At 72.1% G+C, this 17,346-nt stretch carries 10 protein-coding genes; 1 reads left to right on the forward strand and 9 read right to left on the reverse strand.

Going from position 1 to position 17,346, the window contains the following annotated elements:
- Positions 1 to 96: 96 nt before the first annotated feature.
- From AB0959_RS20260 to AB0959_RS20280, 5 genes are read right to left on the reverse strand one after another with little or no spacing between them, the layout of a single operon-like run.
- Entirely contained in the window at positions 97 to 702 is a 606-nt protein-coding gene (locus AB0959_RS20260; RefSeq protein ID WP_366827810.1) for an ATP/GTP-binding protein, read from the reverse strand.
- Positions 683 to 4,315, reverse strand: a complete 3,633-nt coding sequence (locus AB0959_RS20265; RefSeq protein ID WP_366827811.1) for a hydantoinase B/oxoprolinase family protein — start codon at positions 4,313 to 4,315, stop codon at positions 683 to 685. The genes AB0959_RS20260 and AB0959_RS20265 overlap by 20 nt, the downstream gene beginning before the upstream one ends.
- 24 nt (positions 4,316 to 4,339) lie before the next feature.
- Positions 4,340 to 4,735, reverse strand: coding sequence for a DUF742 domain-containing protein (locus tag AB0959_RS20270; RefSeq protein ID WP_366827812.1), 396 nt, complete (start codon positions 4,733 to 4,735; stop codon positions 4,340 to 4,342).
- 18 nt (positions 4,736 to 4,753) lie between these two features.
- Entirely contained in the window at positions 4,754 to 5,185 is a 432-nt protein-coding gene (locus AB0959_RS20275) for a roadblock/LC7 domain-containing protein (RefSeq protein WP_366827813.1), read from the reverse strand.
- Positions 5,182 to 8,013 (reverse strand): nitrate- and nitrite sensing domain-containing protein, encoded by a 2,832-nt coding sequence (locus AB0959_RS20280; RefSeq protein ID WP_366827814.1) that lies wholly within the window; start codon positions 8,011 to 8,013, stop codon positions 5,182 to 5,184. Before AB0959_RS20280 ends, AB0959_RS20275 begins: the two co-directional genes overlap by 4 nt.
- 422 nt (positions 8,014 to 8,435) lie before the next feature.
- Here AB0959_RS20280 and AB0959_RS20285 point away from each other — a divergent pair, with 422 nt between their 5' ends.
- Complete coding sequence (locus AB0959_RS20285; protein WP_366827815.1) at positions 8,436 to 9,011, forward strand: hypothetical protein; 576 nt, start codon at positions 8,436 to 8,438, stop codon at positions 9,009 to 9,011.
- Between the two features lie 101 nt (positions 9,012 to 9,112).
- Here the strand turns inward: AB0959_RS20285 and AB0959_RS20290 are convergent, their stop codons facing one another.
- The 4 genes from AB0959_RS20290 to AB0959_RS20305 form a co-directional block, all read right to left on the reverse strand.
- Positions 9,113 to 13,774, reverse strand: coding sequence for a hypothetical protein (locus AB0959_RS20290; RefSeq protein WP_366827816.1), 4,662 nt, complete (start codon positions 13,772 to 13,774; stop codon positions 9,113 to 9,115).
- 40 nt (positions 13,775 to 13,814) lie between these two features.
- Positions 13,815 to 14,693, reverse strand: coding sequence for a hypothetical protein (locus tag AB0959_RS20295; RefSeq protein WP_366827817.1), 879 nt, complete (start codon positions 14,691 to 14,693; stop codon positions 13,815 to 13,817).
- Positions 14,694 to 14,863: 170 nt separating this feature from the next.
- On the reverse strand, positions 14,864 to 16,390 hold the full coding sequence (locus tag AB0959_RS20300) for a hypothetical protein (RefSeq protein ID WP_366827818.1): 1,527 nt from the start codon (positions 16,388 to 16,390) through the stop codon (positions 14,864 to 14,866).
- 192 nt (positions 16,391 to 16,582) lie between these two features.
- A complete protein-coding gene (locus tag AB0959_RS20305) occupies positions 16,583 to 17,269 on the reverse strand; it encodes a GntR family transcriptional regulator (RefSeq protein WP_366827819.1) in 687 nt (228 codons plus the stop codon).
- Between the last annotated feature and the right edge of the window lie 77 nt (positions 17,270 to 17,346).

Here is a 17,346-nt window from a genome sequence, read left to right on the forward strand (position 1 = left end):
CGCGCGCGTGCCCAGGGCCCACGGCTCGTACCCCGGTCGGCGGGGGTACGGGCCGTGCTCGTGCGTCCGGCTCAGCCGTGGTGTCAGGCCATGGCCTCAGGTCGTGACGCTATGGCGGCGCTCGGCCGCCTGCGTCATGGCGTGCCGTACGACGGCGACGAGGACGTCCTTCACGGACTCCCGCTCACGTGCGTCGCACAGTACGACCGGGACGTGCGGGTCGAGGTCGAGGGCCTCGCGAACGGTTTCGGCCGGATAACGGGTGGCGGCGTCGAAGCAGTTGACGCCGATCACGAAGGGGATGGAGCGCCGCTCGAAGTAGTCGACGGCGGCGAAGCAGTCCTCGAGACGGCGGGTGTCGGCGAGCACGACGGCCCCCAGGGCGCCTGTGGCGAGTTCGTCCCACAGGAACCAGAAGCGGTCCTGGCCGGGTGTCCCGAAGAGGTACAGCACCAGGTCCTCGCGGAGGGTGATGCGCCCGAAGTCCATCGCGACGGTGGTCGTGTGCTTGCCTTCCACGCCGCTGATGTCGTCGACCGGGCGGCCCGCCTCGGTGAGCATCTCCTCGGTCCTCAGCGGTTTGATCTCGCTGACCGCGCCGACGCAGGTCGTCTTGCCCACGCCGAAACCGCCGGCCACCAGGATCTTGAGCGTGACGGGCTCGACCGGGGACTTGCCGCGCTCAGAACGCCCGAAGATCATCGGTCTCTCTTCCTGCTGGTTCGTGGTCACGCGGCGGGGGCCCGTAGCCTCCGCCGCCGGGGGTTTCGATGACTAGTACGTCGCCGGGGCCGACTTCCGCCGAATCACTTCCGCCGATTTGGACGACACCGCCGTCGGCGCGCTCCACCCGGTTGGCGCCCAGGGCTCCGGGTGCGCCGCCGGCCATTCCGTAGGGCGGGACCCTGCGGTGCTGGGAGAGCGTGGAGACCGTCATGGGTTCGTGGAAACGGATGCGGCGTACGGCGCCGTCCCCACCCCGCCAGCGTCCGTCGCCGCCGCTGCCGCGCCGGACCGAGAACTCGTCGAGCCGGACGGGCAGGCGCCACTCCAGGACCTCGGGGTCGGTGAGGCGGGAGTTGGTCATGTGGGTCTGGACGACGGGCGCGCCCGGGAAGCCGTCACCCGCGCCGGACCCGGAGGCGACGGTCTCGTAGTACTGGTGGCGCTCGTTGCCGAAGGTGACGTTGTTCATCGTCCCGGAGCCCTCGGCCTGGACACCCAGGGCGGCGTACAGGGCGCCGGTGATGGCCTGTGAGGTCTCCACGTTGCCCGCGACCACTGCGGCCGGGGATTCGGGGGCAAGCATCGAGCCGGGCGGGACGACGATGTCGAGGGGGCGCAGACAGCCGTCGTTGAGCGGGATGTCGTCGGCCACCAGGGTGCGGAAGACGTACAGGACGGCCGCGTTCACCACCGAGACGGGCGCGTTGAAGTTGGTGGCGAGCTGAGGGGACGTGCCCGTGAAGTCGACGGTCGCGGAGCGCTTTGCCCGGTCCACGCGTACGCGCACGCGGATGACGGCGCCGGAGTCGGTCTCGTAGGCGTAACTGCCGTCGTCCAGGGCGTCGATCACGCGCCGTACCGCTTCTTCGGCGTTGTCCTGGACGTGTTTCATGTACGCCTGGACCACGTCGAGGCCGAAGTCCTCGATCATGCGGGCGGCCTCGTCGACGCCCTTGTGGTTGGCGGCGATCTGGGCGCGCAGGTCGGCGAGGTTGGTCCCGGGGTTGCGGGAGGGGTGCGGGGCCTCGGTGAGCAGGCGGAGGGTCTCCTCCTCGCGGAAACGGCCGGCTTCGACGAGCAGCCAGTTATCGAAGAGGATGCCCTCCTCCTCGATGGTGCGGCTGTTCGCGGGCATGGAGCCGGGCTGGATGCCGCCGATCTCGGCGTGGTGACCGCGCGACGCCACGTAGAACAGGATCCGGTCACCCTCCGTGTCGAACACCGGAGTGATCACGGTGACGTCGGGAAGGTGGGTGCCGCCGTGGTACGGGTCGTTGACGGCGTACGTGTCGCCCTTGCGCATGCCCTCGCCGCGCCGCCGGATGACCTCCTTGACGCTGGTGCCCATGGAGCCCAGGTGGACCGGGATGTGGGGGGCGTTGGCGACCAGGTTGCCGTCGGGGTCGAAGAGCGCGCAGGAGAAGTCCAGGCGTTCCTTGATGTTGACGGACTGGGCGGTGGACTCCAGGCGGGCGCCCATCTGTTCCGCGATGGACATGAAGAGGTTGTTGAAGACTTCCAGCAGAACCGGGTCGACTGTTGTGTCGAGGTCGGAACTCTCCGTAACCGCCGTGCGTTCCATGACCAAGTGGCCGTCGCCGGTGACGGCCGCCTGCCAGCCGTCGTCCACGACCGTGGTGGCGTTGGCCTCGGTGATGATCGCGGGCCCGGTGACGGTCTCGCCGTGCGGGAGCTGCTCGCGGCGGTGCAGGGGTACGTCGCGCCGGGTGCCTCCCGTGTGGAGGCGGACTGTTTCGGGGGCGGAGGGCCGGGTGTCGGTGGTGGGGCCCTCGTAGGAGGCGAGGGCGGAGAGATCGGGGGGTTCGGTGATGCCGGTGGCTTCGACGGAGAGGGCTTCGACGACGACGGGGCGGTCGAGGGCGAAGGAGTACGTGGCGCGATGACGTTCTTCGAAGGCGCGCCGCATGGTGGTGGGCTCGGCGAGCTCGACGGTGAGGGTCGTGTCGGTCCCGTCGTAGCGGAGCTGGGCGCGGCGTGTGACGCGAATGCGGTCCTCGGGGACGTCCTCGGCGAGGAGTTCCTCGCGGGCAGCGCTCTCCAGGTCGTCGGCGGTCTTCAGGACGCCGGGCATCGAGGCGGGCTCCAGAGGGGCCTCGACGGACTGTTCGCGCATGGCCGTGGTGTCGGCGAGGCCGATGCCGAGCGCGGAGAGCACGCCGGCCATGGGTGGGACGAGGACGGACCGGATGCCGAGCGAGTCGGCGACCCTGCACGCGTGCTGGCCGCCCGCACCGCCGAAGGTGGTCAGCGCGTACCGGGTGACGTCGTGGCCCTTCTGGACCGAGATCCGCTTCACGGCGCCCGCGATGTTGGCGACGGCGATCTGCAGGTAGCCCTCGGCGACCTGCTCGGGCGTGCGGTGGTCGCCGGTCCGGTCGCGGATCTCACGCGCGAGGGCGTCGAACCGGTCGCGGACGAGAGCGTCGTCGAGGGGCTGGTCGCCGTCGGGGCCGAACACGCGCGGGAAGTGGCCGGGCTGGATGCGGCCGAGCATGACGTTGGCGTCGGTGACGGTGAGCGGGCCGCCGCCCCGGTAGCAGGCGGGCCCTGGGTCCGCGCCCGCCGAGTCCGGCCCTACGCGGTAGCGGGAGCCGTCGAAGTGGAGGATCGAGCCGCCGCCCGCCGCGACGGTGTGGATGTCCAGCATGGGCGCGCGCAGCCGGACCCCGGCGATCCGGGTGGTGAAGACGCGTTCGTACTCGCCCGCGAAGTGCGAGACGTCCGTGGAGGTGCCGCCCATGTCGAAGCCGATGACGCGGTCGAAGCCGGCGAGCTGCGACATGCGGGCCATGCCGACGATTCCGCCCGCGGGCCCGGAGAGGATGGCGTCCTTGCCGCGGAACTGACCGGCTTCGGCGAGACCACCGTTGGACTGCATGAACATCAGCCTTACGTCCCGGAGTTCGTCGGCGACGTGCTGGACGTAGCGGCGCAGCACGGGCGACAGATAGGCGTCGACGACGGCGGTGTCGCCGCGCGGGACGAGCTTCATCAGCGGGCTGACCTCGCTGGACAGCGAGATCTGCGGGAAGCCCGTGCGGTGGGCCAGCTCGCCGACGGCCCTCTCGTGGGCGGGGTGGAGGTGGCTGTGCATGCAGACAACGGCGACGGCGCGGATCCCGTCGTCGTACGCCTCCCGCAGGGGCCCCGCGAGAGCGTCCAGGTCGGGGGCGTGAAGCACGGTGCCGTCGGCGGCGATGCGCTCGTCGACCTCGACGACGCGTTCGTACAGCAGCTCGGGCAGTTCGATGCGGCGGGCGAAGATGCGGGGGCGGTTCTGGTAGGCGATGCGCAGGGCGTCGCGGAAGCCTCGCGTGATGACGAGGAGGGTGCGCTCGCCCTTGCGTTCCAGGAGGGCGTTGGTGGCGACCGTGGTGCCCATGCGGACGGTGTCGACGGGGTCCCGGGAGCCGTCGAGGAGTTCTCGGACGCCCGCGACGGCCGCGTCCGCGTAGCGCGCGGGGTTGTCGGAGAGGAGCTTGTGCGTGAGCAGGCGGCCGTCCGGGCGACGCGCGACGATGTCGGTGAAGGTGCCGCCTCGGTCGACCCAGAACTGCCAGCCCGTCACTTCTCCACTCCGCTTCCGCGCTGCTCAGAGCGCCCGGAGGCCGTTGATCACGTCGCGCAGAATACTCTCGTCGACCAGCTCGGCAGGGGGTACGGGGCGTGTCACGTGGACCATTTCCTCGTCCACGAGATCGCCCACGAGGACGCGTACGACCCCGACGGGCAGATCGAGCTCCGCGGCGAGTTCGGCCACCGACTGCGGGGTGTCACCGCAGAGCTCGACGATGCTCACGTGCTCCGGGGACAGCGAGTGGTCCGCCTCCTCGTCGTCCGCCCGGGTCTCCGCCACGACCACCGCGATGAGATCAAGGCGGTGCTGGACCGCGTGGCTGGTGCGGCCCCGCGTCATGGCGTACGGACGGACCACGGGTCCGGCGTCGTCGTCGAACCAGTGGCTTCTTCCCTGACCGTCTCCGCTCATGACATCCCACTACCCGTCCTAGGGCACATCGGTGCGCGGAGCGGCACCCAGATGTACACCGACGCGCTTCACGAGGAGCGTCATCTCGTACGCGATCTGCCCGATGTCCGCGTCGGCGTCCGCGAGGACGGCGAGACAGCTGCCGTCGCCCGCGGCCGTGACGAACAGGAAGGCGTCGTCGAGCTCGACGACGGTCTGCCGGACGTTGCCCGCTTCGAAGTGGCGGCCGACGCCCTTGGCCAGGCTGTGGAAGCCCGAGGAGACGGCCGCCAGGTGCTCGCTGTCCTCACGTGTCAGGTCCTTGGAGAAGCCGGTGGGCAGCCCGTCGCTGGAGAGCACGAGTGCCTTGCGGATGCTGCCGACCCGCTCCACCAGATCGTCCAGGAGCCAGTTCAGCTCCCTCGACTGCGAGCCGGCGGCGGTGGGCCCTGGGCCCTGCGGTGCGGTCATCGACCGTCCCCCTTAGTCGTTCCTCGTGCTGAGCCGTCCCGGGCGTCGTCGCCCGTGGCGTTCTCCTCGCGGCCGCGCCGCCAGCCCCGCTGGAGCGAGGCCATACGACTGCGTACCTCGTCTGCGTCGCGTTCGGCGACGTCCGCCCGGTCCTGGCGGTCCTTGTCGCGTTGCGCGCGCTGTGCGGGGCCGTCCTTCAACTGTGGAGCCAGGTTGGCCTGTCGTACGCGCCGGGGCAGCGGCCTTGTTCCCGATTCTGCCTCGCCGCCTGCGCTGTCCGCGCCCGGGGTGGCGCCGGCGGTGTGGGTCGACGAGGTCGTACGACGGCGCTGGGGCAGCGCGGGCGGCTCGTCCGTCGCGCGGGAGAGGGTTTCCCTGGGGTCGGCGGGCCGGAGAGCGGACGGCCCGGGGCGGTCGCCCCGTCGGGCCGGCAGTCGGTTCGGCTCCTCCAGGCCGCCCTGCGCCGGGTCGTGCCTCTCCGGGAACTCCTCGTCCTCGTGTCGGGGCCTGTCCGTGACGGGGCGGCCGTGGGAGCTGACGAGCTTGGGCACGCGCCGCCGTGGCAGCGCCGCGGGACCGCCCGGCTGGTCGGGCTCGGCGTCCGCGGGGCGGGCGGGTTCGCCCCGGCCCTCGCGACGCTGCGGCTGCTCGTTGGGGACACCGGCGATGGAGCGGCGTGGGCGGAAGAGACCGCCGTGTTCACGGTCCTCGTCGTCGAGGGCGCCCGGGAAGGCGCCGAAGGTGCGGTCCAGACCGACCGGGGCGTCGACGTCGACCGGTGCCTCCAGCTCGACCGGGCCGTCCAGCAGCGAGGCCGGGAGGCCGGGGAGCCGCACGGGGACGTCGGAGAGGGCCGCGCGGCGCTCCGCCTCGAGTTCGGCCTCCCTGGAGGGATGGGCCCGGTCGAGACGGAAGCCGATGCCGTTGGTGTCCGGGACGTCGTCCGTGAGCAGGGCGTCGGGGATGAAGACGACTGCCGTGGTGCCGCCGTACGGCGAGGGCTGCAGGGAGACGCGGACGTTCTGCCGCTGGGCCAGCCGGCTGACCACGAACAGGCCGAGCCGGTCGGTGTCGGACAGTTCGAACTCCGGGGTCTCGGCGAGCCGCAGGTTCGCCTCGAGGAGGGCCTCGGCGGCCATGCCCAGACCCCGGTCGTGGATCTCCAGGGTGAAGCCGTTGGCGACGCGCTCGCCCAGGACCTGGACGGCGGTGTGCGGGGGTGAGAACACCGTGGCGTTCTCCAGGAGCTCGGCCACGAGGTGGGTGAGGTCGGCGACCGCCGGTCCCGTCACCGCGACGCGGGGCAGTCGGCGGACCTCGATGCGCTCGTAGTCCTCGACCTCGGCGACAGAGGCGCGCACGATGTCCATGAGCTGGATGGGTTTGCGCCACTGTCGCGAGGGGGCGGCGCCCGAGAGGATGACCAGACCCTCCGCGTGGCGGCGCATGCGCGTGGTGAGGTGGTCGAGGCGGAACAGGTCGGCGAGTTCGTCGGTGTCCTCGGTGCGGCGCTCCATGGTGTCGAGGAGGGTGAGCTGCTTGTGGAGCAGGACCTGGCTGCGGCGGGCGAGGTTGACGAAGACCTCGGAGATCCCGTCGCGGAGTTCGGACTGCTTGACCGCGGCCTCGACGGCGGCGCGCTGGAGCGTGTTGACGGCCTGGCCGACCTCGCCCATCTCGGTCTTGGCGTACTCCAGGCGCGGGACCTCGGTCTCCACGTCGACCTTCTCGCCCGCGGACAACCGCCGCATCACGCTGGGCAGGCGGACACCGGCGGCCTCGTTGGCGTCCTGGCGCAGCCGACGCAGGTCACGGACGAGGGACCGGCCGATGCGAACCGACATGAACAGCGAGAACAGCAGGGCGAAGAGACCGAGGACGCCGGCGATGACGGCCTTGAGGACGACGTTGACGACGAGGGGTCGGACCCGTTCCTGGAACCGGTCGCCCGCCTGGACGTTGAGGTCCGCGAGTTCGTCGAGGACGTCACCCGCCGCGCTGTCCCAGGTCTTCGCGGTGACGCCGTGGGGTTTGCCGGGTTCGGCGTTGATGACGGACTGCTCGATCACCCGCAGCGGGCCGGTGCCCGCGTTGTTCCAGTAGCTCTCGAAGCGGTCGCGTTCCGTGGACGGCAGCAGCGGAAGGTTGGCCTCGTACATCAGCGTGCGCTGGGCGATCAGGTCGGAGACGTCCCGGATCTCGTCACGCGTGATGTTGCCCGAGACGAGCGCCGAGCTGAGAAGGGCGTCCTCGCGAGAGAGCAGTTCTCGGGCGAGGGCCACATTGACGAGGGCGCGGCCCTGTTTGTCCATCTCCACGTTGTCCAGGACGTGGAGGTTGGCCAGGAGGGCGTAACAGGGGTCCACGAGGCGGTTGTAGAGGTCGAGGGCCTGGGAGACGTTGACGGTGCCCTGCTCGACGCTGCTGCGCAGGGAGGTGAGGCCGTCGAGGGCGTCCAGGATCGCGGTGAGGCCCGTGGACGTGGCCTCATTCATCTCGCCCTGTATGTCGCCGTCCTCGGACTTCTCGCGGATGGTGGCGACGGTCTTGTCGGTGGCGGCCCGGCTGCGCTCCAGTGCGGTCAGCGCGTCCGAGGCGCGCGGGTCGGCGAGGTAGACGAGCGTCTGGCGGCGTTCCTCCTGGAGGACCTGGATGGTGTCCTCGGTGGGGTAGCCGACCTCCTCGACGACGTCCGAGACCGCGAAGAGCTGATTGACGTCGCGGACCGTGAGGTACGTGGCGAAAGCCCAGATGCCCGTCAGCGACAGCAGGGGCACGAGAAGCAGCGCCACGATCTTCCGGCGGATGGACTTCCCGCGAAAGCGCATGGCCTCCCCCAGCTCGGCCCCCACCGCACCGGGGGCACACACGTACGTCAACAAACTTGCGTGAGCCTACTACTGAGACACAGGTAACTCGAAGGCCAGTCCGGGTGCACGCCCTCTGTACGGGGAACGAGACATGGGGAGTTGTCCGTTCATTACGGGAGATTGCCTCCCGCTGTCCGGCTCTTGGGCCGATCACATCCCGTCGGGGAACTTTGTCTGTTGGCCGGAATTCTTCGTTCCCCGGGAATCTTCTTCGGACGTCGATCGTCTTTCTGTACAGGACGTGGGGGCGGAATCGGCCACAGGCGCCGCATGCCGCGCTCAGTCGGCGTAGATCAGCGCAAGCCGGGCAGCCAGAGGGGTGCCGGGGTCTCGTGATCCCGGAGAGAAAGCTGTGTGCCGGCGGTGGGGAGGACAGGTTGATGGGCACGGCGGAGCGGCGTGTGGCGCCCGGAGACGGCGTGACCGCGCCCGAGGCGGAAAACGGACCGGGGCCAGGCTCGGATCAGCGGATTCCGGCGGGTGTTGCGCCCCGGCGGGGCGGCCCGGCGGGCGAGGCGGCCCGCCGGCAGGACGAGGGGAGCGGGGGCGAAGAGCAGCCGTACTACCGGCCGTTGTGGATCGAGGAGCCCGCCCAGAAGCGCCGGTTGCCGGATCCGGTGCGGACGGCGGCCGTACGCGCGGTCCTCATCGCCGCGGTCACCCTGATCCAGGCGATGGTGGCGTTCCTGTGCACGATGGCGGGATCCTGGCTGGCGTTCCCCATGGTCCTCAGCAGTGTCGCCAGCACGGTCGTGGCGACCTGGGGCGTGCTGGACGTGTGGGTGACCCGACAGGTGTGGAACCAGCGCAACGGAGTGGTGTCGGCCCCCAGCAGCACGGCTCGTGCCCTGCGCCGGGAGCGCCGCCGGGTGCGGCGACAGGTCCGGGCGGCGGTGCGCAGTCAGGAGCGAATACGCCGGCGGCAGGGCAGGGCCGGGCAGTTGTCGCACTCGTAGGGCGCACGAGACCCGCGGGACCTACCGGCGAGACCCTCAAGGCCCCGCGGTCCGGCCGCCTGTGACCCCTCACGGAACTGCACGCCACGGAGGATCGGGGGCTACGGGGCGCCGGCCGGGCGTTTGAACATCCGGGTCGCCGTGATCTCGCTGTGGACCGCCTCTCCCGCCTGCGGCTGCTCGGGTAGTCCGGGGCGGAGGTGTTCCTCCACCCGGATGTACTTGAGGCCTGCTCGCAGATCGGCGTCGTTGCGCAGACGGATGACCAGGGGGAACTCGGCCAGCGCGGTCGTGTCGAAGAGTCCTGTGGTGTAGAGGAGTTGGACACCGAGGGCGTCGGACACGGCCCGCTGGAGTTCCAGCAGATACGTCGCGTTCGCTCGCCCGATGGGGTTGTCCAGGAACAGCGTGCCCGCGTGCCGGTGCTTGTCGCGTCCCCGGTCATTGCTTCGCAGGGCGGCCATCGTGCAGTACAGGGCGATGGCGGCCGTGAGCAGCTGACCGCCCGAGAACACGTCGCCCATCTGCCCGACGGGCACGCGCTCGGCGCGCAGCACGGCGTCCGGCTTGAGGATCTCGACGGCGACGCCCTTGGGCTGGAGGGCCGCGCTGACCCCCCTGAGCAGCAGGGACATGCCGTCGCGGCGCAGGTCGGAGTTCTTCTTGACGGCGGCGCGGGTGGCGTCGTCGATGACTTCGCCGAGGCGTTCGGTGAGGGTGGCCTGGTCAGGCTCGTCGAAGCGGATGCGCAGGAACTCCTGGCCGGACCACTCGCCGAGCCCCTCCGGCAGCCGGGACAGCCGCTGGGCGGACCGGAGGGTGGCCAGAGCCGACTCGACCAGCCCTCGCAGCCGGTCCACGATCGAGTCCCGGTTGCGCTCCAGCTGCTCCAACTCGTCCGTGAGGACCCGGAGTCGGGGGGCGAAGGCCACGGCCCACTTCTGGGCGTGCTCGGGGAGCGCGGACGCGGGCAGCTCACGGATCTGCTGGCGGGCGGGCGTGCGGACCTGCTCGTAGCGCGTGGAGTTGGCGTGCCGTACGAGCACGTCGCCGGCCTCGCGCACGGCGGTCTCGGCGGAGGACAGGTCGGCGGCACAGCCGCGCATCGAACGGCGGGCCTCCGCGGCCGCCTTGCGGGCCTCTTCCGGTCCGCCCGGGTACGGCTCGGGCTGTTCCTGCTCCTCGTCGGCCGCGTGCTCTCGCAGGAGGTCGCGGAGGAGGGCGGCCGTCTCGTCGAAGCCGCCGGCCGCGTCCTCGGCGGCGCGGTGGGCGTCGAGCAGTTCGGCATGGGCCTCGCGGGCCTGGGCCAACGCCTCGGTGTGGGAGGCGAGTTCCCCCGAGGCGGTGCGCAGCAGGGACTGGGCGTGGTCGGCGTCGCGCGGGACGAGTTCCTCGGGCAGCTCGGTGTGCGCCTCGCCGTCCTCGGGGGCGTGCCGCTCGGCCTCTCCGCGCAGCCGTCCGAGCTGCTCGCTCGCGGTGGACATGCGGGTCTCCAGGAGCTGCACCAGCTCCTCGGCGCGGGCGGCGGCGGCCTGCCGGGAGGGCCCGTCGGAGCCGTCGGGCGACTCTAGGAGCTGCTCGGCGCGGTTGCGGACCTTGTTGCTGAGCCGGTCGAGCTCCGTGCGTGCGGCGCTCTCGTCGCTTTCGGCCCGGGCCTGCTCGGCCCGCAGGTCGGCGCCGACGCCGACCTTCTCGTACACCTGGGAGGCGGCGCGGTACGCCTCGCGGAGGGCGGGCAGGGACGCCTTCGGCGCCTGTGTGCCGTCGTCCGGTACGTCGTCGGGTGCGCCCGCGATCTCGGCGCGCTCGGCGCGCAGGGCGCGGGCCGTGCGGCGGGCGTCGTCGGCGGCGCGCTGGGCTGCACGACGGTCCTCGTCGGCGGCGCGGGCGCGCTCCAGGCACACCTGGGCGCGGGTCTCGGACTCGGCGGCCTCGTCGGCGAGTTCGCGCACCTTGACCTGCCAGCCGGAGCGCTCGCGCAGCCGGTAGGCGAGGCCGGCGAGGGCGTCGGCGGAGCGGCGGGCCTTCTGCGCGGCCTCCTGTCGCTCGTCGCGCACCTGGGCGGCCTCGGCCGCGGCCTCCTCGGCCTCGACCCGCACGGTGCGGGCCTCGGTGAGCTCGGCCTCGGACTCCTCGGCGAACGCGCGCGTGTCCTGGGCGGCCGTGGCGAGCTCGGTGAGCCGTCCGGCCGGGCAGCCGGTGCGCCAGGAGGCGAGCCGTGCCGCCAGTTCGCGGTCCTTGCCGAGGCGCCCGGCGAGAGTGCGGATCTCCTCGTCCCGTTCGGTCGCCCGCGCGCGCAGTGCCTGCCGCTCCTCGTCGGCGGCGTGCTCGTCGTGCATGGCCGGGTTCGGCGGTACGAGGAAGACGCCGCCATCCCCCTCGTCGGGGGCCGGGGTCGGGGCGAGCAGCGCGGCGGCCGTGCCCACGGCCACGGCGGATCTCGGCAGCAGGGCCGCGTCGGAGAGCGCCGTGCGGGCCCGGGCGTGCGTGTCCGGGTCGGTGATGATCACGCCGTCGACGAGCTCCGGCCGCGCGGCCAGCACGCGCGCGTGATCGGTGGGGTCGACGGCCTGGGCGAGGTAACGCCAGCCGGGGAGCGCGGGGATGCCGTGCTCGCCGAGGAACTCGACGGTGGCCAGCACGTCCGGACCCGGCGGCAGGAGCCCGCCGTCACCGAGGGCGCCGAGGATCCGGGAATCGTCGGCGGCGGCCGTCCGCAGCTCGAAGAGGTGCCGCTCTGCGGAGGCGACGTTGTCGTCGAGCAGCTCGCGCAGTTCGTCTGCGCAGCGGTCCAGCTCTTCGGGGGTGAGGGCCCCTTCGTCAGTGGCGTGGAGCACGGGGTCCGAGGGGTCAGCCGGGCCCGCGGTCGTGATGTCGTCGCGCCGCTGCTGGGGCAGGCTCTTGCGCGCGCCCTTTCCGGCGCCGAGTCCCAGCAGCTCCGCCAGCCGCTCCTCCCCCGCCAGCGCTTCGGCGGTGCGCCGTTCGGCGTCGTACGCGCGCTCCGCGGCGGTCGCCGCGTCCGCCGCGCGGGCCGCGGTCAGCTCGGCCCGTGACTCGGCCGAGGCGGCTTCGCGGGCGTGCTCGGAGGCGCGGCGCGACGTCTCGCGCGCGGTGTCCCACGCGGCGACGGCCGTCTTCTCGGCGTCGCTCGCGGCGAGCGCGGCCCGCGCCGGATCGGCGTCCGGAGCGCTGTCGTCGAGCCAGCCCGCGCGGACGGCCTCGGCGGTCTCCTGCTCCACCTCGGTGAGCCGTTGCCGAAGGTGCCCGGCCTCGCTGCGGGCGCGCTGGGCCTCGGTGGCGGCGGCCGTCGAGTCCCGGTACGCGGCCTCGCTCACCTCCTGGAGGGCGGCGGACCGCTCCTCCTCCTCGTTGGCGTGGGTCTCGGCGCTCCCGGCGGCGCCGTGCAGGGCCCGTACCAGGTCAACAGCGGCCTTGGCGCGGGCGGCGAGTGCCGGCGCGGCGTCCCGCTCGGCCTCCTGGATCGCGGCGGCCACGCGCGCGACGCGGTCGGCTGCGGCGCGATGGCGCAGCACGGCCTCGGCGGCCTGCCAGGCGGAGTGCAGGGTGCGGGCGTCGGCGAGTTCGCGCTTCTGCGCGGCCGCGGACTTCTCGGCGGCGGCGAGCGCCAGCGACGCGTGCCGGTAGGCGAGTTCGGCCGCGATCAGCGCGCTGCGTTCGCGGGCGCCCTCGGCGTGCGTGACGGCATGGGAGGCGGCGGTGACCCGTTGGGCGAGGTGGGCGCCCCGCAGGCGCTCCTGGGCCGCTCGGGCGGACAGGCGCCTGGCCAGCGTCCGGGTGCGCCGCTCGGCGCCGGCGTGGATGTCCCGGGCGCGCTGCCGCGCCTCGGCGGCGTCGACGATCCGGCCGAGCAGGTCGACGGAGCCCGCCGTGAAGTCCCGCTCGGCGATCAGCTCGGCGCGCCGTCCCAGCTTGTTGCCGAAGCCGCTGACCAGGTCCGCGAGCCCGTCGGTGTCCCGCGTGTCGGTCACGGCCCGCAGCAGCAGGTCGGTGAAGTCGGAGTCCTTCTTGACCGCGAAGAGACCGGCGGCCTCGCCCTCGTCGGCGTTCATCTCCCGCTGGTAGCGGAAGAGTTCGGGGTCCAGGCCCAGGTCCGTCAGGTGTTCGTTCCAACGGTCGTGGATCTCCTCCCAGTGGACTTCGAGGTGCGGATACGCCTTGCCCGCCTCCGTGAGCGCGTCCCGGAAGCCCTTCATGGTCCGGCGCCGTCCCTTCGCGCCCGACTGGCCCTCGACGGGGGGCCGTACGGCGGTGGACTCGGCGACGGGCAGGTTGTCCAGGCTCAGCCCCGGCCCGGGCCGGAAGGAGTACCAGGCCTCGGCGAACTTCCGTGGGTCGTTGGAGACCTGACGCCCCCGCCACTCGCTCGCCTTGCCGACCACGACGCACTCACCGGTCAGCGTGTGCTGCCACTCCAGGGCGACGTGCCCGCAGTCGTCCGCGAGCAGGAACTTGCGCAGCACACCGGAGCTGGCACCGCCCAGCGTGTTGCGGTGGCCGGGCAGCATCACCGAGAAGATCAGCTTGAGCAGCACCGACTTGCCGCCGCCGTTCTCCAGGAAGAGCACTCCGGCGGGCGCCGGGCGGCGCGGCGGCCCGGTGGGCTCGTCCTCGAAGAACTCCGCCTGCTGGGGCGCGGGGTCGGGCACGGGCGCACCCACACCCCGCAGGTCCAGCACGGTGTCGGCGTAGCGCGCACCGGCCGGCCCGATGGAGTAGAGGCGGACCCGGGACAGCTCGTACATGGCGGCGGAACTCTCGCAGTCGTAACGGTGATTCGTGCGGTCAGGAGTGGAACGGCAGCCCGGCGTCGGCCACCAGCTCCAGGTCGTCGGTTTCCTCGGCGGGCATCAGTGTGGCCGTGCCGTCGGTCACCGGGACGACGCCCAGCTCCAGCAGTTCGGCCATGGCGGCGCTGCCCGCCATGTCGCGCACCTGGAGCTGGTAGCGGGCCGTCGTCCGGTACGTCCCGCCGTTGTCGTCACCGGTCCGCTGCAGGAACCCGGAGTCGGTGAGGAACGCGACCGCCTTGCCGACGATGCCGGTGGTCGAACCCGCCAGCCTTCGCGCGTCCTTGGTGGCACCGGTGGAGCTGCGCCTGACCCAGATCCGCCAGGCCGCCTCCAACCCCGGGGCGTCCGTGGCCGGGTCGGTGTTCTCCCCCTGCTCCTCGGCCCGCTCCTCCAGCCGCCGGCACGCCTGCCGCACGAAGGCGTCGACCCCGTTGACCGAGACGCGCCCGATGTAGCCGTCGTCGGCCAGGTCCTCCGGACGCGGGAACGCCAGGGCGGCGGCGGCGAGATGGGCCAGCCCGTGCAGGAACCGGTCCCCCGAGTCGGACGACGCACGACGCGCGTAGTCCCCCATGCGTACGGCGAACACGGAGTCCTCGGCCGCCGTGACGGCCATCCCCGCGCGCGGGGACACCTCCAGCACGACGAGCCCCAGTCCCGCGGCCACGGCGTCGGCGAGCCGCGCGAACGGCGGGTCCTCCCGGTACCGCCGCAGCAGCTCGCCGTACTCCTGGTCACGGGCGGGCTGCAGCTTGGGCTGCAGCCCGAACGCCACGAGCCGCGCCGCGTCGGCGGCGTCGGCGGGGGTGACGGCGGCGGGCGCCGGCGCGGCGACGGCTTCCGGCTCACTCCACTCGACGTGCTCGGTCACGGTTGGGGCTCCTTGGTCTGAGGTACCTGACATGCGGTGGTGAAGGGGGCGCGCCCCTCAAGGGGCGCGGGGCAGTGACATATGCGGCTCCGCCGCGTGGGCGCGAGCAGCCACGGACGCCCCGCAGCCAAGAAACAACCCGCACTCTCCCGGCTCTGTCGGCGGAGCGTTCACGCCGCCTCCGTACGATCCGCCGCCATCCCCACCGCGTCCAGCAGAGCGGTCCCCACGATCAGATCCGCCCCACCGAACTCCGGATCGTCCAGCTCGGTCCCGTCGTCCACGGCGAACAACAGCTTCTCCTCACCCTGCCGATACGCGGTACCGACCGGCGGACTGGCCGCGTGCACGGCCAACAATGCGACCAGGTAGGGCAGTTCGGAGTCCTGGCGTCGGGCCTCGGCGAGCAGCCCCGAAAGCCTGCGCGGCGCGTCCGCCGGCAAGTCCAGCAGCTCCATGGCCGCAGCCAGCTGCTCCTCGCTGAACCGGCTGTCGTCCGGCGTGGCGATGAGGTCCGGCTCCGGCATCTCCGCACCGAGGTGCTCCCGCTCGACCGGCGGGGTCAGCAACAGGTCGATGAGGTCCGCGACGCGCACGGAGGCCCGCGTGCGAAAGCCCGTACCGCGCCCGAAGAACGCGTCCGTGACTCGGACCGCCTGCTCCAGGGGGAGCGGGAGGACGGGTGCCACCAGGTGTCCGTAAAGGTCTATGCCCGACGTGGTCAGTGGTGTGGCGAAGGCCTGCCGGTCCTGCTCGGCACGGAAGAGCGGGCCGGCTTCCAGCAGCCTCGACTGCAACTGCGTGTGGCGGCGGATGCAGTCCTTCACGATGTCGACGAGCTCGGCGGCACGCCGCTTCTGCTCGGGGTCCTCGGACTCGTCGCGGGCCTTGCGGATGTTGGTGAGGATCGCGTTCTCGTGGCGGTACCGGTCGGCGACGTGGTCGAGGGCCTCGGCGATCATGTCGGGCACGGTCTGGAGCCAGTCCACCGCGCGTACGTTGCGCCGGGTGGCGTCCAGTGCCCTGCGCAGGGTTTCCGAGTACTGCACGGTGCGGTAGCGGGCCTGCTCGGCGGCCAGCTGGGCGTCGGCGAGCCGGCCGCGGCTGATCAGGACCTCCAGTTTGACCTCGGCGGCGATCTGCGCGCTGGTGACGTCGGTGTCGAGGGCGCCCACGAGGACGTTGACGGCCTCGTCGGTCGTACGGAGGTAGACGCCGCCCCCGTAGCCGGGGACCTCCTCGATCAGCTTGAAGTCGTAGTCACGGCGCACGTACGTGCCGTCGGGGGCGAACGTGCCGTACACGGCGCGGAAGCCTCGGTCGACACTGCCGACGTTGATCAGGTTCTCCAGGACCCAGCGGGCGACGCGCTCGTGCTCGGCGACGGGGCGCTGCGGGGCCTGGGCGGCGATGCGCGGGATGAGGCGGGCGACGATCTGGTCGTGGTCCGCGCCCGTGTCGAAGTCCATGTTCAGCGTGACCAGGTCGATGGCGGCGAGGGCGACCTCCGCCATGCCGTACACCGAGTACTCACCGGCGAGGTTGGCCTTGCGCGCGTCGAGGTCGTGCAGCGGCGCGGTGCAGGCGAGCGCGCGCAGGCGCCGCGCCAGGCCCTCGTCGGCGGCCGGGCCCGGAGCGGGGCGCGACCCCGCGCTGAGCTGGGGCGGAACACTGTCCGTCGATGCGGGTGAAGTCACGCTGCACAGATTAGGTCCTGGGTCTGACATCGACCCAAACGGTGGCGCTCCGCCGGGAGAGCCGGGGAACCGCGGGTCGTGGTGTACGTGCGGGTCCGTTGTGGCTGGTCGCGCCCACGAGGGGGGTCCCCCCGCTCGAGCGAAGCCGAGAGTGGGGGGGGAGGAGCCGCATATGTCACAGCCCCGCGCTCCTTACGGGGTCACCCTCCGCCCGTACACCTCGATCAGCCCCGTGCGTGAGTCGTCGAGGTAGGTCGCGAGCAGCCGCTCCGCCTCGTCGCGTTCCCCCGTCTGGAGGGTCTGCAGGATCTGGATGTTCCGTGCCAGGTACGGCTCGTGGAGGCCGCGGGGGTCGTCCACCACGTGGAAGGCCAGCCGGAGTTCGGCGAAGACGCTGCGCATCAGTTCGTCGGTGCGCTCGCTGCCGGCGAGGGCGACCAACTCGCGGTGGAAGTGGATGTTGGCCGTCGATACGCCTTTCCAGTCGCCTTCGCGCGCGGCCCTCTGCCCGTCCGCGACGGCCTTGGCCGGCCCCTCCACGGCGTACGGCGGCTCGCCGAGACCGCGGACGACGGCGCACTCGACGAGGCCGCGGACGCGGTAGATGTCCTCGACGTCCTCGACGGTCAGCACCCGGACGAAGACGCCGCGGTTCAGTTCGTGCACCAGCAGCCGTTCGTGGGTGAGCAGGCGGAACGCCTCGCGGAGCGTGTTGCGGGAGACGCCGAGCGCGCCGCCGATGCTGTCCTCGGACAGCCGCGTCCCTGGCGGGAAGAAGCCCTCGGCGATACGGCTGCGGAGGATGTCCGAGACCCGCTCGGCGGTGCTGGTGCGACCCAACAGCGCACGGTCGTCGGCGAGTCCCGTCAGTTCTGCCATGCCTCGAATTCAATCGCAGATACAAGAACGAGACAACATGGGTATTGAGGGATCGTTCAACGATCCTCTACCTTGCT

Source organism: Streptomyces sp. NPDC046862 (genome assembly GCF_040704615.1).
Classification (GTDB): domain Bacteria; phylum Actinomycetota; class Actinomycetes; order Streptomycetales; family Streptomycetaceae; genus Streptomyces.